The sequence below is a fragment of the Ascidiimonas aurantiaca genome, from assembly GCF_037646345.1.
Taxonomy (GTDB): Bacteria; Bacteroidota; Bacteroidia; order Flavobacteriales; family Flavobacteriaceae; genus Ascidiimonas; species Ascidiimonas aurantiaca.
The window spans coordinates 40,661-62,587 of the sequence record NZ_JBBEWR010000011.1 but is presented as its reverse complement, the minus strand read 5'-3'; the positions used below and the strand labels follow the sequence as shown (position 1 = coordinate 62,587).

At 39.2% G+C, this 21,927-nt stretch carries 20 protein-coding genes; 9 read left to right on the top strand and 11 right to left on the bottom strand.

Going from position 1 to position 21,927, the window contains the following annotated elements; translation table 11 throughout:
* Positions 1 to 69: 69 nt before the first annotated feature.
* The 3 genes from WAO84_RS12105 to WAO84_RS12095 form a co-directional block, all read right to left on the bottom strand.
* Entirely contained in the window at positions 70 to 435 is a 366-nt protein-coding gene (locus tag WAO84_RS12105) for a cupin domain-containing protein (protein ID WP_340066070.1), read from the bottom strand.
* Between the two features lie 84 nt (positions 436 to 519).
* Complete coding sequence (locus WAO84_RS12100; RefSeq protein ID WP_340066068.1) at positions 520 to 1,077, bottom strand: hypothetical protein; 558 nt, start codon at positions 1,075 to 1,077, stop codon at positions 520 to 522.
* Between the two features lie 11 nt (positions 1,078 to 1,088).
* Positions 1,089 to 2,624, bottom strand: coding sequence for a helicase HerA-like domain-containing protein (locus tag WAO84_RS12095; RefSeq protein ID WP_340066067.1), 1,536 nt, complete (start codon positions 2,622 to 2,624; stop codon positions 1,089 to 1,091).
* 56 nt (positions 2,625 to 2,680) lie between these two features.
* Here WAO84_RS12095 and WAO84_RS12090 point away from each other — a divergent pair, with 56 nt between their 5' ends.
* Both WAO84_RS12090 and WAO84_RS12085 read left to right on the top strand, forming a co-directional pair.
* A complete protein-coding gene (locus WAO84_RS12090) occupies positions 2,681 to 3,127 on the top strand; it encodes a RidA family protein (RefSeq protein WP_340066065.1) in 447 nt (148 codons plus the stop codon).
* 206 nt (positions 3,128 to 3,333) lie between these two features.
* A complete protein-coding gene (locus WAO84_RS12085; RefSeq protein WP_422614488.1) occupies positions 3,334 to 3,963 on the top strand; it encodes a 7-carboxy-7-deazaguanine synthase QueE in 630 nt (209 codons plus the stop codon).
* Positions 3,964 to 3,965: 2 nt separating this feature from the next.
* On the opposite strand, the gene WAO84_RS12080 is transcribed toward WAO84_RS12085, so the two are convergent.
* Together WAO84_RS12080 and WAO84_RS12075 are read right to left on the bottom strand one after the other, a co-directional pair.
* A complete protein-coding gene (locus WAO84_RS12080; protein WP_340066062.1) occupies positions 3,966 to 4,724 on the bottom strand; it encodes a hypothetical protein in 759 nt (252 codons plus the stop codon).
* A gap of 480 nt (positions 4,725 to 5,204) precedes the next feature.
* The gene (locus WAO84_RS12075) at positions 5,205 to 5,915 is read right to left on the bottom strand and encodes a class I SAM-dependent methyltransferase (protein ID WP_340066061.1); all 711 of its coding nucleotides are present in this window, start codon (positions 5,913 to 5,915) and stop codon (positions 5,205 to 5,207) included.
* An 86-nt stretch (positions 5,916 to 6,001) separates the two neighbouring features.
* Here WAO84_RS12075 and WAO84_RS12070 point away from each other — a divergent pair, with 86 nt between their 5' ends.
* A complete protein-coding gene (locus WAO84_RS12070; RefSeq protein WP_340066060.1) occupies positions 6,002 to 6,496 on the top strand; it encodes a YkgJ family cysteine cluster protein in 495 nt (164 codons plus the stop codon).
* A 31-nt stretch (positions 6,497 to 6,527) separates the two neighbouring features.
* Here the strand turns inward: WAO84_RS12070 and WAO84_RS12065 are convergent, their stop codons facing one another.
* Complete coding sequence (locus tag WAO84_RS12065) at positions 6,528 to 7,832, bottom strand: exo-beta-N-acetylmuramidase NamZ family protein (protein WP_340066059.1); 1,305 nt, start codon at positions 7,830 to 7,832, stop codon at positions 6,528 to 6,530.
* A 16-nt stretch (positions 7,833 to 7,848) separates the two neighbouring features.
* Here WAO84_RS12065 and WAO84_RS12060 point away from each other — a divergent pair, with 16 nt between their 5' ends.
* Both WAO84_RS12060 and WAO84_RS12055 read left to right on the top strand, forming a co-directional pair.
* Positions 7,849 to 9,084: an ABC transporter permease gene (locus tag WAO84_RS12060; RefSeq protein WP_340066058.1), complete on the top strand. Its 1,236-nt coding sequence runs from the start codon at positions 7,849 to 7,851 to the stop codon at positions 9,082 to 9,084.
* 109 nt (positions 9,085 to 9,193) lie between these two features.
* Positions 9,194 to 10,555, top strand: a complete 1,362-nt coding sequence (locus WAO84_RS12055; RefSeq protein WP_340066057.1) for a pyridoxal-phosphate dependent enzyme — start codon at positions 9,194 to 9,196, stop codon at positions 10,553 to 10,555.
* A gap of 11 nt (positions 10,556 to 10,566) precedes the next feature.
* Here the strand turns inward: WAO84_RS12055 and WAO84_RS12050 are convergent, their stop codons facing one another.
* A complete protein-coding gene (locus WAO84_RS12050) occupies positions 10,567 to 11,340 on the bottom strand; it encodes a TIGR03915 family putative DNA repair protein (RefSeq protein WP_340066055.1) in 774 nt (257 codons plus the stop codon).
* 18 nt (positions 11,341 to 11,358) lie between these two features.
* Positions 11,359 to 12,627, bottom strand: a complete 1,269-nt coding sequence (locus WAO84_RS12045) for a putative DNA modification/repair radical SAM protein (RefSeq protein WP_340066054.1) — start codon at positions 12,625 to 12,627, stop codon at positions 11,359 to 11,361.
* A 95-nt stretch (positions 12,628 to 12,722) separates the two neighbouring features.
* Between WAO84_RS12045 and WAO84_RS12040 the strand changes: the two genes are divergently transcribed.
* A complete protein-coding gene (locus tag WAO84_RS12040; RefSeq protein ID WP_340066053.1) occupies positions 12,723 to 13,490 on the top strand; it encodes an XRE family transcriptional regulator in 768 nt (255 codons plus the stop codon).
* A 5-nt stretch (positions 13,491 to 13,495) separates the two neighbouring features.
* On the opposite strand, the gene WAO84_RS12035 is transcribed toward WAO84_RS12040, so the two are convergent.
* Both WAO84_RS12035 and rho read right to left on the bottom strand, forming a co-directional pair.
* A complete protein-coding gene (locus tag WAO84_RS12035) occupies positions 13,496 to 16,291 on the bottom strand; it encodes a T9SS type B sorting domain-containing protein (protein ID WP_340066052.1) in 2,796 nt (931 codons plus the stop codon).
* 138 nt (positions 16,292 to 16,429) lie between these two features.
* The gene (gene rho / locus WAO84_RS12030) at positions 16,430 to 18,076 is read right to left on the bottom strand and encodes a transcription termination factor Rho (RefSeq protein WP_340066050.1); all 1,647 of its coding nucleotides are present in this window, start codon (positions 18,074 to 18,076) and stop codon (positions 16,430 to 16,432) included.
* A 196-nt stretch (positions 18,077 to 18,272) separates the two neighbouring features.
* On the opposite strand from rho, the gene WAO84_RS12025 reads away from it, so the two are divergent.
* A complete protein-coding gene (locus WAO84_RS12025; RefSeq protein WP_340066049.1) occupies positions 18,273 to 18,683 on the top strand; it encodes a DUF4293 domain-containing protein in 411 nt (136 codons plus the stop codon).
* Positions 18,684 to 18,739: 56 nt separating this feature from the next.
* On the opposite strand, the gene WAO84_RS12020 is transcribed toward WAO84_RS12025, so the two are convergent.
* A complete protein-coding gene (locus tag WAO84_RS12020) occupies positions 18,740 to 19,234 on the bottom strand; it encodes a metallophosphoesterase family protein (protein WP_340066048.1) in 495 nt (164 codons plus the stop codon).
* Positions 19,235 to 19,323: 89 nt separating this feature from the next.
* Here WAO84_RS12020 and truA point away from each other — a divergent pair, with 89 nt between their 5' ends.
* A complete protein-coding gene (gene truA, locus WAO84_RS12015; protein WP_340066047.1) occupies positions 19,324 to 20,076 on the top strand; it encodes a tRNA pseudouridine(38-40) synthase TruA in 753 nt (250 codons plus the stop codon).
* Positions 20,069 to 21,841 carry an ABC transporter ATP-binding protein gene (locus WAO84_RS12010; RefSeq protein ID WP_340066045.1) on the top strand — a complete coding sequence of 591 codons (1,773 nt, stop codon included), beginning with the start codon at positions 20,069 to 20,071 and terminating at the stop codon, positions 21,839 to 21,841. The genes truA and WAO84_RS12010 overlap by 8 nt, the downstream gene beginning before the upstream one ends.
* Positions 21,842 to 21,927: the final 86 nt, after the last annotated feature.

The following is a 21,927-nucleotide window of genomic DNA, read 5'->3' as shown; positions in this document are numbered from 1 at the left end:
GATTTGGGTTTTATTACTAACATTTAGATAAACGTTTTTTTAGGTTAAATCATATAGTGATTTTAAAGTTTAAGGGTTTTCTCTATGTACGTGATCTAATGAAAATGCAGGAAGACATATGGCAATATATTCACATTCCTCTTCAAAAGGGTTAGCATATTGAACACGTGTATTTTTACCTATTTTAATTGATTGTCCTGCCTCAAGAACAATGGTCTCTCCGTTTACGATACACTGTTTACGGCCTCTTACTACAATTGTATATTCGTCAAATTCAGGTGTTTGAAAAGGCTCGCTCCATCCCGCAGGTGCCACCATTCTGGCAATGCTTATTTTGCTGTCACCATCGGTGGCCCGGCCATAGTGTTCTTCAATAAGTTTACCATCTGAAGTGGGAATGGTGAGCGGTTCTTTTTGAACAAAGTATTTTTTCATGTTTTTGAGGTCTTAGAAAGTTTTTAAAGAAAGTCACTGATTTTAATTAAAACAGGTAGTACGCAGCAAAACCAAAATTACCTGTTAGTTGCTCCAACTGAGCATTAGATATTTTATTTTCGTATTATCTGGTATTTGTACAGCTTCTATAGGTTGTGTCTGGTATTTTAGATCGGCAGGCAGATCATCCTTATCAATGGTGAAGTAAACATCAGAGTTTTTGATATTGACTACCACATTAAACAAAGTAGAGGTAATTTTTTGTACTTCATAAGCATTTCTGATATCACCATAAGTACTGTTTAAAGAAATGCCTTTATCGGTAATAAATCGAGGGTCATATACCCGGATGTTCTCTATGGTCTCTACACTGTCTTTCTTAACCGGACTTAGCGACAAAAGCAGCTTTCCGCCTTTTTCGTAAACCTCATAATGCTTTTTGCTGCTCATTGAAAATTGCGTTTTGGGAGCGTTTGTTACGAGCGAGTCATTGCTATAAATAGAGTCCAGTTCCTGTGTTAAAACTCCTTTTGGTAATTTCCCTATCTGGTTCTCAGTTATTAAAAACGGGTCGGGTTTATTCGTACATTGAGTAAGCAGGCCGGCAATACATAAAAGGGCTAGGGTTTTCTTTAAATTCATAAAAGTGTGTTTTATCGTTTACTTTTAGATAATATCCCGAATACGCCTCTTATAAAAGTGGCACTGGTTAATACTTTTAAAACAGGTTTCACCCATTGACTGGCAGACGAAGAACTTCGGGAGGTGCGGGAAGAAGCACGTTCAAGTTTCTCTTTCTCTTCTTGTACGTGTTGTTTTTCTTCAAGCTCCTGGGCTTTACGTATCTTTTCATTTAGCAGCTCATAGGCACTTTCTCTATCTACAGTTTTGTTGTATTTATTAACCAGTTGGGAGTTGGAAATAAGAGATTGTAATTCAGTTTCCGTAAGAATATCCATTCGGCTCATGGGAGCTCTCAACATAGCGGCAGCGAGGGGTGTAGGGCGTCCTTTTTCGTCAAGAGCCGTAATCAATGCTTCACCAATACCAAGGCTGGTTAATATTTGGGTAGTATCATAAAACTCAGAATCCGGATAATTCTCAGCAGTAAGTTTAATGGCTTTCCGGTCTTTGGCTGTAAAAGCACGAAGAGCGTGTTGTATTTTAAGACCCAATTGCGAAAGCACAGCCTCGGGTACATCAGTAGGGTTTTGGGTTACAAAGTACAGCCCCACTCCTTTTGAGCGTATAAGCTTAACAATACTCTCTATTTGGTTGAGCAATGCTTTGGAGGCTTCTTTAAAAATGAGATGTGCTTCATCAATAAAGAACACCAATTCGGGCCGCCCGCTATCTCCCTGTTCAGGAAAAGTAGAATAAATTTCGGCAAGGAGACATAGCATAAACGTTGAGAATAATTGGGGTTTATCTTGTATATCGGTAAGCCTGATAATGTTAATATAACCTCTTCCATTTTCATCTATTCGCAGCAGGTCATCCACCTCAAAAGAGTATTCTCCAAAAAAAAGATCGCCTCCCTGTTGTTCCAATGCGATGATCTTACGCAGGATAGCTCCTCCGGAAGAAGCAGAAATACGACCGTAGGTAGCTTCAAATTCTTTTTTACCTTCATGGGTAGCATATTGCAAGGCTTTTTTAAGGTCTTTAAGATCGAGTAACGGGAGTTGAGCGTCATCACAATACTTAAAGATAATGGCCATAACGCCTTCCTGAGTTTCAGAAAGATCCAGTATGCGTGAAAGTAAAACAGGCCCGAATTCTGATAGGGTAGCCCTGAGGCGAACACCATTTTGTTCAGACAGTGTAAGTATTTCCACCGGAAACCCTTTAGGTTCAAATGGAATGCCTATCTTTTCGTGGCGTTCATCGATCTTAGGATGTCCGGGACTTGCTTTGGCAAGGCCGCTAAGGTCTCCCTTTAGGTCCATCAGTAATACAGGAATACCTTTTTCAGATAGATTTTCAGCAAGTACCTGTAACGTTTTGGTTTTTCCTGTACCTGTAGCTCCGGCTATGAGTCCGTGCCTGTTTAAGGTTTTCAAGGGTACTTTTACATAGGCATTGGCAACCACTTCTTCGTCAAGAATAGCGGCCCCAAGAGTGATAGCGTCTCCCTTGAAGGTATGCCCTTTTTCCATATGCCCTAAAAATGTCTCTTTCCTGCTCATAGTTAGTAAATTTGGATAAAAATAAGTTAATTTTAAGCAACAAAAAAAGTACGGATATGAAATCAATTGTTTCCTTTTGTTTACTGGCTGTAATGCTTTCGGTTAAACCAGGGTATGCCCAGGATGTAGTTCCAGAATTTCATGAATCACATATAGAGCAAAAAAGAAATGCTCCGTTTAGTGATGTGGTAGTTGCTAACGGGTTTATGTTCCTGGCAGGCCAAATAGGATTTGATTATACAACCGGAGAATTGGCAGAAGGTGGTATTAAAGAACAAACATTACAGACCATAATGAATATAAAGGCAGTGCTTGAAAAACACAATGCTTCTTTGGATCAGGTAATTAAGTGTACGGTAATACTAAAAAATATAGAAGACTTTAAGGCTTTTAATGAAGTATATGTTCAGTATTTTCCAAATAAACCGGCACGTACTACTTTTGCTGCTGCGGGACTTGCCAGAGATGCCCTCATTGAAATTGACTGTATTGCTGTGAAGTAAAGAAGTAAAAAAAAAGCCCGGGTTTTGCATACCGGGCTCATCACGTAACAATAGGAGGGCCAAAAATTTTTTACAAATATGTCTTTAGTTTATTAAAATTCAAACATGTAGTACTTTTTTTCGTTGAAATGTAAATTTTTTAGATAAAAGTTGAGGTTTTGCTAAAAAGTGGTTTTAAATGAATATCTGAGTATCTTTGCAAAATGATGCAAGACGAAGTAATGACATTGGTAGATAAAGGAGAGATGTTGCCTCTTATGGAAGAGTTTTACACCATACAGGGAGAAGGTTTTCATAAGGGTACTGCCGCTTACTTTATTAGAGTAGGAGGTTGTGACGTAGGGTGCCACTGGTGCGATGTAAAAGAGAGTTGGAATGCGGCTGTACATCCCCCAACCGCTACTAAAGATATTGTTGCCAATGCAGCAAAATTTTCAGATACCATAGTGGTTACAGGAGGGGAACCTCTTACCTGGGATATGGGGCCCTTAACAGCAGGTCTTAAAGAAAAAGGATTAAAAATACATATTGAAACCTCTGGAGCATACCCTTTAACCGGAATATGGGACTGGATATGCCTTTCACCAAAAAAAGTGAAGTTGCCCTTACAGGAGATCTACCCTAAGGCAAATGAATTAAAAGTGATTATTTATAATCACAATGATTTCCAGTTTGCAGAAGAGCAGGCTTCAAAAGTAAGTGATTCGTGTATTTTGTATTTACAGCCCGAGTGGAGTAGAAGAGAAAAAATGATCCCTCACATAGTGAATTATGTAATGAAAAACCCTAAATGGAAGGTATCATTACAAACCCATAAATACCTTAACATTCCCTAAGCCTATTTTCCTCCGTTGGCCCTCAGGTCCTCCAGGCATGCAGGGTCCAGCTCTGGTATTTCATCATCTCCCAAAACATCCGGAGTGCCGAATTCGATGTTGGCATTCATAAGGCAATCAGTAACATTACAATGATTTCCATTTTCAACATCCAGATGATCCGATTGTAAAGGTGTTCCCAGGTCCACCAACCCCAACAAATGGGCAAATTCATGTTCTAAAACAGCAGTAGCTACGGTATTGTATGACAATCCGGCTCTTCTGTCGGCCAGTTTCCTTACCGATTCTTCGTAAATAACGATCGAGGTGTTAAAATATGCCGAACCTAATATGAGGGTGTTATCACTTGAATTTTCAGAAGGGGCATCTGCAAAATAAATGTAAACAGCCATCGTAGTACCCTGATTGTAGAAAGTGCGTTCTCTTACTTCTATGTTTGCAATTTCCTGTATTTCAAACTCTTCAAGTCCGGTAGATCCTACGGCTGTAAATTCAATCTCAATTCCTGCCGGTTTATGAGTTCTGTTGTTTATAAAAGAAATAAGATTATCTATGGTAGTGTCACTGGGCCTGTAACCTTCTACATACACAATATCGAGAATGAGGCGGTCAAAATTTTCCTGAGTTAATAAATCTCTTGCTGAAGACCCTACCTGTTGGCGATTGGCTGTAAAATTAGAATTATCATCATCAGAAGTATCCGAGCATCCTGCAAATACCCATAAAAAAAGAAGGAGAAAGGGGTATAAAACCTTTTTCATAGTTAGTGCGTTAAAGATGTGTACTAAGGTAACAGTTTTAGGTAGAAAAACCCTAATTGATGGGATGTTAAAATGGAAAGCGTAATGAAAAACTAACGTGAGCCCTTTTTTGAGAAGTTTAGAGAGATGAGTATGTAAAATTAGAAGGACCCACGTTTAGTTTGAAGCAGAAAACTTGGATTAAAATTCTTGGTCACAAGTATATACTTGAGGACAAGCTACACATTGACTGCAATAAAGAGGCCCGGTTACAGAACCGCTGCATGAACAACCACATTGTGAAAGATCTAATGAGCTACAACGTCCTATTTGACCTACGATTTTTCTTTGACTTTCTTTTGAAAGTACTTTGATACCGTTAAGATTTAAAAATTTTGACTTCATTTGTGCTTTTTTTGAATTCGACACTAAAAATATAAAATTCTTACTTTTAAAAGAAGTAAATTATGTTAAAAAAGATACGTTTTGTAAACTATCTGTTTACCAGAAAGTAAGCTTGGCAAGATAGTCAAAATGCTCTCCTTTTGTTAACATTTCACACCTAAAACCTTCGTAATTACTTGCTTTTTGAAGTGTGTTGAAATCGAGATAGAGCCAAGAAAAGGGTAATTCCGTTTCTCCTTTGTACGTTAGCACAAACTCAAGTTCTCCGTAATAGTCCATTTGAGCAGGAATGTAGTAGCTTCCATTTTTATCCTGATCGTACATATATATAATGTCTGAAGAATCTATTAATATCTGCCCGTTTTTATGTAGTAAGGATTTAAGGTGTTTTAGGAAAGCAGAGAGATTTTTATAAGTACCACAGATCCCGGTTCCGTTCATTAATAGTAAAAGAGTATCGAATTTTTTATTGTGAAAATCTTTAAATTCTCTGGTAATTATATTTTTTACTCCTCGCATTTTACAGATTTCGGTTGCTCTGGCCGATTGGTCTAACGCAGTAACCTCGATTTTTCTGATGTTTTGTAAATACAAGGCATGGCTACCGGCTCCGCAACCTATATCCAGAACCTGCCCGCGAGCTTCGCTCAGCGCTTTTTTTTCAATTTCAGGCATATTCTCATAATCCCTGAACAGATGAGAAACCGGAAACTCCTCTTTTTCTGATATGGAAGTTTCGGTATATAGTTTTTCAGACCTTTCACCATTATAATAGTCTGCAAGAGCCTTCCCAAAAATATCTTTCATAAAGAAATAAATTACTTAATAACAGGCTTGTCCAAATTCTTTAATTTTGAAACCTAATAAATATTGACATGTTAACCCTGCATTAGATGAATAAAAACCTTGAACTCTTGCCACAATTGGCAAAGGATAAATACAAAGAAAACAAAAAGTATTTTACAAGGCTCAGGAAAAAACCTCCAAAAAACCTTGATCGCACCATGCAGGAACTACATGAAGAGGAGTTTTCTCAAACCGATTGTCTTCAATGTGCAAATTGTTGTAAAACTACCGGCCCTCTGTTTACAGAAGCAGATATCCAGAGAATCGCAAAGTTCTTAAAGCTAAAGCCACAGGTATTTGAAGATAGGTATCTTAAAGTGGATGAAGATCGTGATAAAGTGTTAAAGCAGCTGCCCTGTACGTTTCTGGATAGTGACAATTACTGTATGATTTATGAGGTGCGCCCTAAGGCCTGCAGGGAGTTTCCACATACCGATCGCAAAAAATTTCATCAAATTACCAATCTTACTTTAAAAAATACAGCAATTTGCCCCGCAGCCTACAGCATAGTAGAAAAAATGAAAGAGCAGGTCAAGATATAGTGCATAGGCAGCCCGGGTATCTAGTTTTCTTTTAAGGGTAAAGCAGGTACTTTTGTCGTATATCTAAAAATGTAAGGATACCTGGTTGCCAGCTTTCTTTAATGGCTTTTTCGTTCATTCCTGCTATTATTTGTTGCTTTAACAGCTCGTTCCCGGCATGTAAACTGAATGAAGGATCTTTAAAAAAATCATAACCTTCCGGAGTGTTTTGGTAAGCTTCCAGTATCCATGTAAGGGTAATTTCCTTTAATACAGGATATGTTCTCAGGTCCAGTCCAAAGCATAAACTATCCTTATGTTTAGGGTTTTTGGCTCCCTCTTTGGAAACAGGAGTGTAGGTATATGAATATTGTTTTGGGTCAAAAAAAGGAGCCCCAATTAACTGGAATTGATAGTCTGTACCTCGCCCTGCATTAATGTGAGTACCTTCAAAAAGCCCAAGGCTGGGGTATAAGTTAATGGCTTTGTCATTGGGGAGATTGGGTGATGGTTTTACGGGGAGATGGTAACGAAGTGAGCGATCGTAGTTTTCACAGGTTACAACGGTCAAATCACAATGCACCTCTCCTGCAAGCCATTTCTCTCCATTTATCATTCGGGCATATTCTCCAATGGTCATTCCATATACTAAGGGAACGGGGTGCAGCCCCAGAAAACTTTTTTTCTCAAGAATGGGCCCGTCCACATAATAGCCGTTAGGGTTGGGCCGGTCTAGTACAATAAGTGGAATGTTATTCTCGGCACATGCCTCCATCACATAGTGAAGAGTAGAAATATATGTGTAGAAACGTACACCTACATCCTGCATGTCAAAAATTATTATTTCTACATCTTTCAGGTCTTCAGGAGTTGGTTTTTTATTTCTCCCATAAAGAGAAATTACCGGGAGTTTGGTGTGGATATCAACCCCGTCTTTTACAGTTTCACCGGCATCGGCCCTGCCACGAAATCCATGCTCGGGAGAAAAAACTTTAATTAGCTGCATTCCCAGATGTATCAGTGAATCAGCTAAATGTGTATAATCTTTGGTTTTGAAGTATTTGGTATCGGCTGCTTCACTATCAAAAGAAAGTGCCTGCTGCCCAACACCTTTATGAAAGATAACAGATGTTGGATTGGCGGCAAGTGCTATTTTTTTTCCTTTTACCAGAGGAAGGTACGTTTGCGTTTGGTTAGCGCCGGGAAGTACCAATGTCATTTGTTTATAAGAATGAGAGCTTGCCTGCTGGCGTTGTTCAGTGTCAAGATGAGCTTTCAAAAGGTTGTTTTCAGAACTTTGCTTACAGGAAAGAACAATGATAAACAACGGTAAAAAAAGTGTATTTTTGAACTTCATAAATGAATGGTAGCTTTTGAACCTGGAATTTTTTATAGCAAAACGTCTTATTGCCGGTAAATCTTATAAAAGTAGTATTTCGGCGCCAATTATAAAAATTGCGATTGCTGCTATCGCATTAGGGGTGGTGATGATGTTAATAGCAGTAGCAACCGGTGTGGGCTTACAGCATAAAATACGGGAAAAAGTAGCTGCTTTTAATGGCCATATCCAAATATTTAATTATGATACCAACAATTCTGCGGTATCTTTAAATCCCGTGTCAACCCGTCAGGACTTTTATCCCGTTTTTTCCTCAGTTGATGGAATTTCACACATACAGGCGGTTGCCGCAAAAGGAGGTATTATTCGTACTGAAAATACTTTCGAAGGTATTATTGCTAAAGGAGTGGGAAAAGATTATCGCTGGGATGCTTTTCGGGAATATATGGTTGACGGGAGGCTCCCCAATTACCAAAATGCATTAAATACCGAAGCCCTTATTTCTTCATATCTGGCAAATCGGCTCGATCTTAAAACCGGAGATACCTTTTTTTCTTTTTTTCTGAAAGATGATCAAAGTAAAATACCTAACCAGCGAAAGTTTACAGTGGTAGGTATTTATGACAGTGGTTTTCAGGAGTTTGACGCTACTTATGTTTTTGTCGATATACGGCATATACGACAGATGAATAAATGGAAAGAGGATGAAGTAGGCAGTTTTGAAGTGTTTATAGACGATTTTTCAGAGATATCTCAAAAAAGCAATGAGATATATGGAAAAACCCTTTCTACACTGGATTCTCAATCAATTTTGGATCGATATAATTATATTTTTGAGTGGATAAAATTATTTGATTTTAATATTGCTATTATTATTGGTATCATGATCCTGGTAGGCGGTATTAATATGATAACTGCACTTTTAGTACTTATTCTTGAAAGAACCCCCATGATTGGAATCTTAAAGGCATTGGGGGCTGCCAATCTTAGCATACGCAGGGTTTTTCTATACAATGCAGCCTACCTAATTGGTATAGGATTGTTTTGGGGCAATCTTATAGGGCTTACATTCCTTTGGTTACAGCAAAAGTTCGGATTTATTGAATTAGACCCTGCAACGTACTATGTAGATAAAGCCCCTGTGTATATTAGTATATATCACATACTGTTATTAAATGCAGGTACCTTATTGTTATGCCTGCTTATGCTGCTTATACCTTCTTATATCATAACCCGTATATCGCCCGTGAAGGCAATGCGTTTTGAGTAGAAAATACTCCGGAGATTACTGAAAAAAGTAAAAATAATCTCAAAATACAAACAGCGGGATTGGTAAATACTTCCAATTAAGCGTAACTTTGCAACCTCAAATAGTTGACATGAAATACGCTAAAAATATACTGGAAACCATAGGCAATACGCCACTGGTTAAGATTAATACTCTCACAAAAGAGATCGATGCACTGGTTTTAGCCAAAGTGGAGACATTTAATCCCGGAAATTCGGTTAAGGACCGAATGGCCATTAAGATGATAGAAGATGCAGAAGCCGACGGGAGACTTAAGCCGGGTGGGACCATTATAGAAGGAACCTCGGGCAATACAGGAATGGGACTCGCTCTGGGTGCCATCGTAAAAGGATATAAGCTTATATGTGTTATTAATGATAAGCAATCTAAAGAAAAGATGGACATCTTAAAGGCAGTGGGAGCAGAAGTAGTAGTTTGTCCTACCAATGTAGAACCAAATGACCCCAAATCATATTACTCAGTGTCCAAACGGCTTGCAGGAGAAACACCCAATTCGTGGTATGTAAATCAATATGATAACCCCTCGAATACAGTAGCACATTATGAGCAAACCGGCCCCGAGATATGGGAACAGACCGAAGGCAAAATAACGCATTTTATAGTAGGAGTAGGCACCGGTGGTACTATCTCCGGAGTTGGTAAATATCTTAAAGAGCAAAACCCGAACATTAAGATCTGGGGTATCGACACCTACGGATCAGTATTTAAAAAATATCACGAAACCGGTGTTTTTGATGAGAATGAGATCTATCCTTACATTACTGAGGGTATTGGAGAAGATATTTTGCCTAAAAACGTTGATTTTAGTGTTATTGATGGTTTTACCAAAGTAACTGATAAAGATGCTGCCGTTTTTACGAGAAAGCTGGCCAAAGAAGAGGGAATATTTGTAGGGAATTCAGCAGGGGCTGCCATTAAAGGAGTACTTCAGTTAAAGGAAAAATTTAGCCCCGATGATGTGATAGTAGTGCTTTTTCACGATTCGGGAAGCCGTTACGTGGGTAAAATGTTTAATGATGAATGGATGCGTGAACGCGGGTTTCTTGAACGACCGGTAACTACCGCGGAGGACCTTATACAACAACATGTGGATAAGCCTTTGGTAACTGTGATGACGGAAGAACTGGTGCAGCATGCTACCGATAGGTTGAAGAAATATAAAATATCCCAAATACCAGTAAAGGATGTGACCGGTTTTGTGGGCTCTATTGATGAAACCAGTTTGCTGAGAGCTTATATGGAAAATACAAACATAGCTACGACCCCTATTAAGGATATCATGAAGCCTCCTTTTCCAATTGTTGATAAAAATGATCCAATAGAAAAAATATCAAAGCTTATCAACAAAGATAATCAGGCGTTACTGGTAGATCTGGGGAATGGTAAATATCATATTATTACCCGGCACGATATAATAAGTGCTATTCAGTAAAATAACAGTGATCACGCTTCCGGTTGTTTTTCAGTAAGGTGCCTCCAGTACCTTTTAGGTATGTGTTTCAGGTGTAACTTCATGTTTTTTCTGGAACCTATTTGAGTATTTTTAAAATACGTTTTCCATAGTTCCTGATATATACCTTCTTCCTGATGCAGATGTATGGGGGCTTCCAAAGCATTTTCAGTATCTGCTTCTGCAGATAATTGTATTCTTTCAGTTTTATGCAGATCGTAGTAAAGCCCGTAATCTCTTTTGAGATCATAAATAATCCACGGTTGATCTGCGTATCGGTCTGTAAAATGAGGTGCGATAAGGGGTAATACATTAAAATCGGGTGATATGGTTGCAAAATAAATACCATTAGTAGTAAGTCTGAACCTGATAAAAGCTTCCATACGATGTTTTTCCCGGCTTACCATCCTGGCTACCTGAGAAACTCTGAGTACATCGTTATTCCTGTAATTATCAAATGAATAAGTTTCGGTAGAATACATGTGCACAACATATCGCAAAAGCACCATTTCAACCCCTTTAATTTCACTAAGAAAGGCTTTGTACAATTCATATGCCCCTATTTTTGTAGCCTTTAATAATAAACTTTTCCATACTCGTAAAGCTTTGTAAGGATCGCTTATAATATGTTCGCTCTCGGCAAACATATCTGGTTCATAATGTTTGGGTTTGACAATCTTTACATTTTCTGCTTTTTCTTCAAACACCTGGTAAATGGCAGTGAGAAAGCCTTCAAAACTACCATCGTAAATGAGTATTTTTTTCATTTTTTTGGATTTACTGGATTAGTTAATAAAAAGTGATAATTGTCGGTCATAAACTGCGCTGTACTTACTTTGGTATGATCTCAGGATACGGTTTTTAATTTCCAAAGGGGTGTACTCTCTTTGCATTGTGTTCTTATCATTGCGGGCAATAAAGAACCGGGCCCGGTTTGCAGCGATTCCAATTTTTTTAAGATGTTCCCATCTCACGGTTCCAGATTTTCTTGCGGCAAGTATTTTTTGTACAGATAGCATACCTACACCGGGAATTCTCATGAGCATCTGAGGAACTGCTGTATTTACATCTATGGGGAAGAGGTGCAGGTTCCTCAGGGCCCAGGCGAGCTTTGGATCTATATCGGTATCAAGGTTAGGCTGCTCGGGAGTAAGCAGCTCGGTAATGTGAAAACCATACAGCCGGGTTAACCAGTCTGTCTGGTATAACCTGTTTTCTCGTAACATGGGTACCGGAGAACCAATTTGAGGTAATCTGCTGTCTTGACTGACGGGTATATACCCCGAATAATATACCCTTTTCAGATTAAAGTTCTCATAAAAATGACGAGCAGTAAGCATTACCTGCAGATCGGTTTCTCCGGTCGCACCCACGATCATTTGTGTACTTTGGCCGGCTGGAGCATAACTGGGAGTTGATCTGTATCTTTTTTTTTCATCACGGTGTCGTATGATCTCGTCTCTCACTTTTTTCATAGGTGCCACAAAGTGATCAAAACGTTTCTCCGGTGCCAATAAACGCAAACCGCTTTTAGTGGGGATCTCTATATTCACACTCAGGCGATCTGCATACAATCCCGCTTCTTTCATCAGGATGTCTGATGCCCCGGGAATAGATTTTAAATGTATATACCCATTAAAGTTTTCTTCTTCCCTGAGGGCTTTGGCAACTGCAATAAGGCGCTCCATGGTAGTATCAGGATCCTTAAAGATACCGGAGCTCAGAAATAACCCTTCAATATAGTTTCTCCTGTAAAAATTGATAGTGAGAGCTACTACCTCTTTGACTTTAAAAGCGGCTCTTTTTATATCGTTGCTACTTCTCGTTATACAATAAGCACAATTGTATATGCAATGATTAGTAAGTAATATCTTTAATAAAGATACACAACGCCCGTCTTCGGTATAAGAATGGCAAATTCCCATGGAAGAGGCATTCCCCAGCCCTTTGTTTTTGTTTTTTCGGGTACTGCCGCTTGATGCGCAAGACACATCATATTTGGCAGCATCGGCAAGGATACTTAACTTTTCTTGTATGCGTTGGGTAACGAGCATTGTGATTTTTTTCCAAAAATATGGAATAATTCCATTATTTAAAAACAAAAAGCAATAATAATTGGAAAAATTCCAAAATATATTATCTTTGTAGTATGGAAGAAGGTGTAAACATTGAAGCCAAACGTTTTAAAGAGATACGGGAGTCAAAAGGATATACTCAACAAGGGTTTGCTAAAGCCCTTGGAATAGGTAGTTCTACTGCAGATATAGAAAGAGGAAAAACTCGGGTACCTGGAAAAGCAGTTATGGAACTGTTACACCGTTTTAAGGTAAATCCTATGTGGCTTTTTGGTGAAAGTAGCCAAAGGTACATACAATCCTTGCATAATGTTTCACCCAAAGTGGTGAGCGTGGGGCCGGAGGATACCGAAAATACGGTAATGGTAAGTGTAAAAGCAGCCGCAGGGTATCCTGCCAATATTCAGGATGTAGAATGGTTTGAACAATTACCGGCTTTTAGTATTCCCTTACCACAGTTTAGAAATGCCACTTTCAGAGGGTTTGAGGTTGAAGGGGACAGTATGCTACCATCGCTTCAGCCTGGAGAATGGGTGATAGGCCGTGCCGTAAATTCTATTGATGAAGTAAATGACCATTCGGTTTGTGTAGTGGTGATGAATGACAGTGTGCTGGTAAAAAAAGTTCAAAAACTACAGGATCCTTCTAAACTGGTATTGATCTCCCTTAATGAGTTCTATCCACCTTTCACGATAGAAGTAAGTGATATACTGGAATTATGGCAGGTAAATAGTAAAATTAGCTTTGATATTGACACCAGTCCTTCACAACATCTGGCACTTAACCAGCTACAGCGATCTGTAGAAACCCTTAAAAAGGAAATCCAGCGTCTTAAAGATTAGCTTTGCTATCTTTTCAGGCTAAAATGCCCTTTGTATATACGCCCGTCCTGAAGCCTGGCAGAAAACCAATAATCAGAAGAAGGCATAACGTTCCCGTTGAATGTACCGTCCCATCCGGTACTGGTCGGATCTATATCAGCAAGTAATTTTCCGTATCTGTCAAAGATGGTGATTTTAGACCCCGGTTGCAACCGTACGCCTATAATTTGCCAGGTATCATTTACAGAGTCTCCGTTAGGGGTAAAAAACCGGGGAAAACCAATGAGAGAGACTTCTCTTTGTACCATGCCACAGCCATTTTTATCTCGTATGTAAACAGTGTGCTCTCCTAAGGGTACTCCGGTAAATTGGTGCCCGTTATCCTGGTTTCCGCTCACAAAGCGATTATCGTTCAGTGCAAATTCATAATCTCCTATACCGTTTACGCTGAGTGTAATAGAATTGTTACTGCTGTTATCTATAACAGTAATGTTTTGGATGTTGGCAATTACCGAAGGTACGATCTCAAAACTTTTGGTTTTTGAACATCCGGTTCCGTCTGTTTTGGTAGCGGTAACATAATATGTTCCAAAATCATTTACATCCAGATGGTTTGCATCTGTAGATAACACTTCACCGGTAGCATTTTTCCACTCGTACTGATAGTTTTCAGCAGCATTTAAAACACGTAAGTTGATAGTCTCCGGAGCATTGATGCAAAATATGGGAGGAGCAGATACCTCAAATACCGGAGTAGGATCTACCTGTAATTGTATGTGGTTCCCAAGGCCAAAACAGGCATTGCCCGAAGGGTTTTCTATTCGTACCCATATATCCTGCTGAAAGGGGGAATCAACATTCCTGTGATTTGAAGGGTCAATGGCATTAAGTTCGGCAAGTGCATCTCTTCGGTTTTTGTAATAGGTGATGAGCAAACCGGGATCAGCCGGGAACAACGCCTGTATTTGAGCACTGGCATCACTCAGGTCAAATGCAGTGATCCCATTAGTGTCATCACCATCCTCCATATCATCACAGGCGCTATAGAACAATTGGAAATTGTTGGGGATAGAAGTATTTACGGTATTAAGTTCAAGGGTGGTGGTGTTATGACAATTGGTTCTACCCGTAGCTCGTACGTAAAGCCGGGATGCCAGTGCATCGGAAAAAGTCACTCCCTGATTAATGGGGTTTTGACCTGTCTCTGCATCTGTTAACGTAAAATGATAAGTAAACCGAACCCCTGGTTCGGACGTTATAAATAACTGAGCTTCTTTTAAGTTAAAGTCGCTAAAACCATCTCCGTCATCATCACATTGGGTAAGAGAGGTGGCATTTAAAACCGGTAGGGGGTAAATAGTGATTGTTTTTTGGTAGATCTCTGTTTCGGTTCCCTTGGTTATAGTAGCAGTTACTGTATAATCTCCCGGTGTGTTGTAAACATGGCGGGGTCTTTTGTCTGAAGTACCTGAAATACGGTTGCCATCTCCAAAATCCCAGTCAATAGTTACGGGTTCGGGAAGATAGTTTATGGAAAGTTCTGTTTCTCTCCCCACACAGGTATTCTGTGTTTTAATTTCTACATGAAAATATGATTGAATAAAAGAGGGAAGCCCTGTTTTGCTAATTCTTCCTAATAGATTGATTACTCTGCTCTGATAGTCGGCATTGGTTCGGTCTTCTCTTGGGGTATTAATAACACTTAATTCCGGTCTGCCACGCATTGCTCTGTATATTTTTCGGTCAATGGCCAGTTGTAAAGCTCCGGGTGGAAAATTTAGATCAATATCCATACGAAAAGCTCTGGGTGGGGTTTGTCCCGAACTGAGATCAAACTGATAAAGGCTGCTCTGCCCTCTGTTTATGGTGCGATCGTTCCAGCTTCGTAAAGTGGCATAGAGTTTTTTGGAGTTGTCTGAGAATTCTACACCGTAGGGATGTATAAAGTCATTAGGCAGTAATTCTACCGGATTACTCACTTCTCCTGTAGTATCGTTAAAATCAAAAAGGTAGAGGTTACCGGTGCCTTCACTTTGAGAATCAATACCATTGGCTTCATTGGCCATAGCCAGTTTAGTACCATCGGGTGATATTTTCATTTGACCTTTGGAGTTAAGGGCATAGTTCCCGGGGTAGAGCGTGGGTCCTATCTTACTTTTTACAGGCCTCTCAACTACCCCTCTGGCCGTAACCCGAAATGCATAAAAAGTATGAAGAAAATGAGTTACTACCCAGAAGGATTCGTCATCGGCATGTTGAACCGCTGTAAGCTTTTGCGAGCATTTCAGATCATTTTCAACGGTTACGGCAGCATTATAGGTAGAAAGAGGGATGTTTTTGTTTATGACTGCCCCGGCACCTCCGTTCCTTGACATATCTACTGTTGAATAGTTAAGACCTTCACCTCTGGATGAAGTAAGTGTGAATTGTTGGTGCCCGCTTACGGTAAATATGTAAAAAATATCCGGATGACCGGGCCTGGGAATAATAAGTGCAGATTGACTACTGTTATTCCCTCCCAGAAGCCCGGTACCGTTTTGCATTAGGGGATGCGGGTATTGTGCAGCGGTCCAGACGTTTACGCCATTTGTGTAAAAAAGGAGGTTGCCACTGGCATCGGTAGCTACTGAAGATCCTTCTTCCGTATCTGCTCTGCCGTCAATAAGACTGGTGGGGTCCAGGTTGAAATGTATTCCTGAAAACCTGCCAAAATACCAGAAAGAGGCCTCTTTTTCCTGAGTATGCCCTAAAAAGCCTAGAAACAGGAATATGAAGAATATGAGCTTTTGAGCTTTTACTGTATTTATATAAACAAAGTTCAAATGAAAGTAATTACCTATCTTTCTCAAAGCTAGATAATTATTCCGAAAGAGTCAAAAAATGATATAGAGTAAAGATATACATGACATAAAAAAAAATCCTGCGGGAAGCAGGATTTTTTTTAAATATACATGTTATCACTATTGATTCATTGTCATAAGGAACTCTTCATTGTTCTGGGTTTTCTTAATTCGATCTTCAATAAACTCCATGGCTTCTACGGGATTCATGTCTGAAAGGTATTTTCTAAGTATCCACATGCGCTGTATATTGGTTTCGTCCAGAAGCAGATCGTCTCTACGGGTTGAAGAGGAGATAAGGTCTATAGCAGGGAAAATACGCCTGTTGGCTATGCGTCTGTCAAGCTGGAGTTCCATATTACCGGTTCCTTTAAACTCTTCAAAGATCACTTCGTCCATTTTAGAGCCGGTTTCGGTTAAAGCTGTAGCTATAATGGTAAGAGAACCACCACCTTCTATATTTCTGGCAGCTCCAAAAAAACGTTTGGGTTTATGAAGGGCATTTGCATCTACACCGCCGCTAAGTACTTTGCCACTTGCCGGTTGTACAGTATTATAAGCTCTTGCCAGTCGGGTAATAGAATCCAAAAGGATAACTACATCATGCCCGCACTCTACGAGTCTTTTGGCCTTTTCAAGAACAATATTAGCTACTTTTACATGCCGTTCTGCGGGTTCGTCAAAAGTAGATGATATTACTTCGCCCCGAACATTACGTTGCATATCGGTAACTTCTTCCGGGCGTTCGTCTATAAGTAAAATAATTTGATAGACTTCCGGATGATTTGCTGCAATAGCATTGGCTACATCTTTAAGCAGCATGGTCTTACCTGTTTTAGGCTGCGAAACAATCATACCCCTTTGTCCTTTTCCTATAGGTGAAAAAAGATCAATGATCCGGGTAGATATGGTGCTTCTCCTTTCGGCGAGTTTAAATTTTTCTTCAGGGAACAGAGGTGTGAGATGCTCAAAAGAGACACGATCTCTCACCACCTGAGGGTCAAGGCCATTAATTTTGGCCACTTTAATGAGCGGAAAATACTTTTCTCCTTCTTTAGGCGGACGTACATTACCAAGAACTGTATCCCCGGTTTTGAGCCCAAACAGTCTGATCTGAGATTGAGACACATAAATATCATCTGGAGAAGAAAGATAGTTGTAGTCTGATGACCTTAAAAATCCGTAACCATCCTGCATGATATCCAGAACGCCTTCACTTTCTACAATACCGTCAAATTCAAAATCAGGATCTCTGTATCGGTTTTTCTTGTCTTTGTCAAAGTTGTCTTTGTCAATATTTTCTTTTGTGTTGGCTTGCTGTACAGATGAATGCTGTTTATGGTGTTGCCTTTTTTGTGGATGATCTTTACTTTCCTGCTCTCGCTTTTTGAATTCTTCCTTAGGCTTGGCGGGTTCTTTCTTTTCTTGGGCCGGAGGCTCTTTGCTTTTTTCAGTTTGGGCTGCCGGCTGCGGATTTTTGTTTTCTTCAAAAAGGGTAGGAGAAGCCGTTTCTTTTTTCTCCTGTTTCTTAGGTTGTGTTTTATTTACACGTGTTCGGGTCCTTCTTTTCTTTTTCTCTTCCAGTTTTTCTGCCGAAAGAGTATCTTTTAAAGGTGCTGTCACCTGAGGGGTCGCAGCCTGTACATCAAGTATTTGGTACACAAGGTCCATTTTTTTTAAGGACTTGAACTTAGGGACATTAAGGCCTTTGGCGATATCCTGTAATTCAATAAGCTTCTTTTCTTTTAAATCTGAAATGTCAAACATTGAAATATCAATAAATTATGAAATACTACTGTTGAGGTAGACTGTGTTTTAGTCGTTATGAAAACTTTGAACTGAAGTACAAACGAACCACTGAATGAGGTAGTTACGAATGGATACCGCAATATTACAAATTTATTTTCATATTCTGACATATTTTTTTAAAAAGAACTCTTATTTTTGCCTCAAAACATAAGGTATGTTACAACGCATACAGAGTTTGTATTTACTGGGAGTGTTTATAATTAACGGTATTTTGCCTTTTTTAGTAAGTGTTTGGACCAATGTGGATAACAAAGTAGTTTACGCAAAAGATGAAATGCCCGTTTTATTGTTATTTGCAGGTTCTGCCCTGATGGTTTTAACAACTGTTTTTTTATTTAAAAATCGAAAATTACAATTTGTGCTAAACAGATTGAATATCATATTAAACATTACTTTACTAGGATTATTTGTGGTTAGATCACTAAACTTATCCGGAGAAACACTGGTTTCTGAGAAGGGTATTGGGATGCTTTTTCCTATAATTTCTATCGTTTTTCTTGTTTTAGCCAATAAGGCTATTAAAAAGGATGAAGATCTTGTAAAATCTGTTGATCGATTACGATAAACCTAATATCTTAGTAGTATTAGTGCGTAAGCCCGGGGTAGTGTCCGGGCTTTTTTTTATCTTTTCGCGAGCTCTATGATCTCCAGGTTTTTAATATCCGGGCCGTCAATTGTAAAACGCAGCATGGTACGTACCTTATGAAAACCATGTTTGCCGGCCGCTCCCGGATTCATAAAGAGCAGCTCAAGTTTCTTGTCATATTTCACCTGTAAGATATGTGAGTGTCCGCAAATAAATAATTTGGGAGGATGGTTTTTAAGGTCTTCCCTAACCAGTTTATTATACCGGCCCGGAGTGCCTCCTATATGAGTGATCCATACGTTTACATCTTCACAAAAAAAACGATCATGTTCCGGAAATTCCAACCGTGCCGTAGCATCATCTATGTTGCCATATACACCCCTGAGAGGTTTCAGTTCCTTAATAGCATCGGTCACTTTGAGATCTCCAATATCGCCTGCATGCCATACTTCATCTGCCTGAGCTACATATTTTAATATTTGGGCATCTATATAACTATGCGTATCGGATAGAAGAAGAATGTTTTTCATGGTGTGTTTTTGAAAGGTGTTTTTAGGATTGTGGAACTAATATTGCTTCCTTTGTATCTTTGACAAGAATGAACAAAAATACGTATTCTTTGAGATATTTTCTTGAGTTTTCATATAAGGGAAAAGAGTATCACGGCTGGCAGCGTCAACCCAATGCTATATCTGTACAGGAAACACTGGAGCATGCCCTTTCTCTTCTTTTGCGGGAAGAAATCCTTATTACAGGAGCCGGAAGAACAGACACAGGCGTTCATGCGCGTCAAATGTTTGCTCATTTTGATACAGAGCATGTACCGGACAGAAAAGGGCTCGTCAGGAGGCTCAATGCGTTTTTACCTTCGGATATTGCCATTCAAAATATACATCCGGTTACCGAGACGGCACATGCGCGGTTCGATGCCGTTTCACGTACCTATGAATACTGGATTGTTTTTGAAAAAGACCCTTTCCTGGCTCATTTTGCATGGCACTGCCGGTATTCTCTTGATGTAGAAAAGATGAATGAAGCGGCGGCTTTATTACTGGAGTATGATGATTTTCAATGTTTTTCAAAATCTAATACTGATGTAAAAACCTATAAATGTGAGATATCCAAAGCCTTGTGGACCAAAGAAGGCAAGGGCATTATATTTACAATTACGGCCGACAGATTTCTTAGAAATATGGTACGTGCCATAGTAGGCACTTTATTAGATGTAGGCAAAGGAAAAATATCTAAAGAAGATGTTAAAAAGATTATTGAAAGTAAAAATAGAGGGGAGGCCGGGGTATCAGTTCCCGCACATGCCTTATATTTGACTAAGGTAGTCTACCCAATACAGCTGTTTACAGAACATGGATAAAAAAACAGGTAATGCTTTTGATTTTAAGCTTTTTAAGAGGCTTATTGCTTATACCAAACCCTACAAACCTATTTTTTACGGAGTAGGAGTGGCTGCTATTTTGCTATCCTCTTTTGCAGTAGCAAGGCCTTATTTACTTAAAATTACTGTAGATGATTATATTCTCTATAAAGATAATGAAGGGTTGCTCTTGTTTGTAGGGCTCATGGCATTATTACTGTTACTGGAAGTTCTTAGCCAATTGGGTTTCATATACTTTTCAAACTGGTTAGGTCAGAGTATTATAAGAGATATCAGGATCAAGCTATTTCGGCATATGCTGCGTTTTAAAATGAAGTATTTTGATAATTCTTCTGTAGGGATACTGGTTACCCGCTCGGTAAATGATATGGAGCGTATTGCTGAGATTTTTGGACAAGGTTTTTTTATGATTGTTAGTGACCTGCTTAAAATGACTGTTGTAGCAGTAGTGATGCTCATATTTAGCTGGGAGCTTGCGCTCATTGTTTTTGCCGTGCTTCCGCTTATATTGTATGCAACGCGATTGTTTCAAAAGGCCATGAAGCTGGCTTTTAATGAGGTACGTACCCAGGTTGCCAATTTAAATTCCTTTGTGCAGGAGCGTATTACCGGAATGAAGATCGTACAGATCTTTAACAGAGAAGCTATTGAATATGATAAATTTCGAGAAATTAATCGTAAGCATGAAAGAGCCTGGATCAAAACCGTATGGTATAACAGTATCTTTTTTCCCGTGGCAGAACTGGCTTCATCACTCACCATTGGCCTGTTGGTCTGGTACGGAGGTTTACGGGTCATAGCACCGGACAGTACTATGGAAATAGGGACTATCTTCATGTTTATACAAATGTCCCAAATGTTGTTTCGCCCGCTAAGGCAAATAGCTGATAAGTTTAATACCCTTCAAATGGGAATGGTAGCTGCCAACCGGGTTTTTAAGATACTTGATACCGACAGTAGAATTGAAGATAAAGGAGAAAAAGAGGCCGTAACTATAGAAGGACATATAACTTTTGATAATGTGTATTTTGGTTATACCGAAGAAGAAGAGGTAATACATGGTATATCTTTCAATGCCAATGCAGGAGAAACCATAGCTATTGTTGGGGCTACCGGTGCGGGAAAATCAACCATAATTAATTTGCTTACCAGATTCTACAATATTAATTCGGGAGTAATACGTATAGATGGTGTTGATATTCAAAAATTTAAGCTAGAGTCCCTACGAAGTAAAATAGCTGTGGTTTTACAAGATGTGTTTTTGTTTGCCGATACCATTCATAACAATATTACCCTTAGAAATCCGGACATTTCAGAGCAGGAAGTCATAAATGCGGCAAAGGCTATTGGGATACATGATTTCTTTATGAGTTTGCCCGGAGGATACCAGTACAATGTAAAAGAAAGAGGCACCATGCTCTCAAGCGGACAAAGACAGCTTATTGCTTTTCTCAGGGCCTATGTGAGTAACCCAAGTATTTTAATACTGGATGAGGCCACCTCTTCAGTAGATGCATATGCCGAACAGTTGATCCAACAGGCCACAGATAAGATTACAGAAGGCCGAACGTCTATTATCATTGCACACCGTCTGGCAACCGTTAAAAAAGCCACACGTATTTTGGTAATGGATGCCGGTAAAATTGTAGAGACCGGTACCCATGAAGAATTGTTGCAAAAAGAAAACGGATACTACAAAAAACTTTACGAAGTTCAGTTTATGACAAGAGAAGCCATAAGTTGACCTCTATAGTACCACCAACCGTTTTTTTGACCTTTCTATTTTATTATTTTATGAAGGTTTAGGAATTCCTACAAACGCAAAAAACA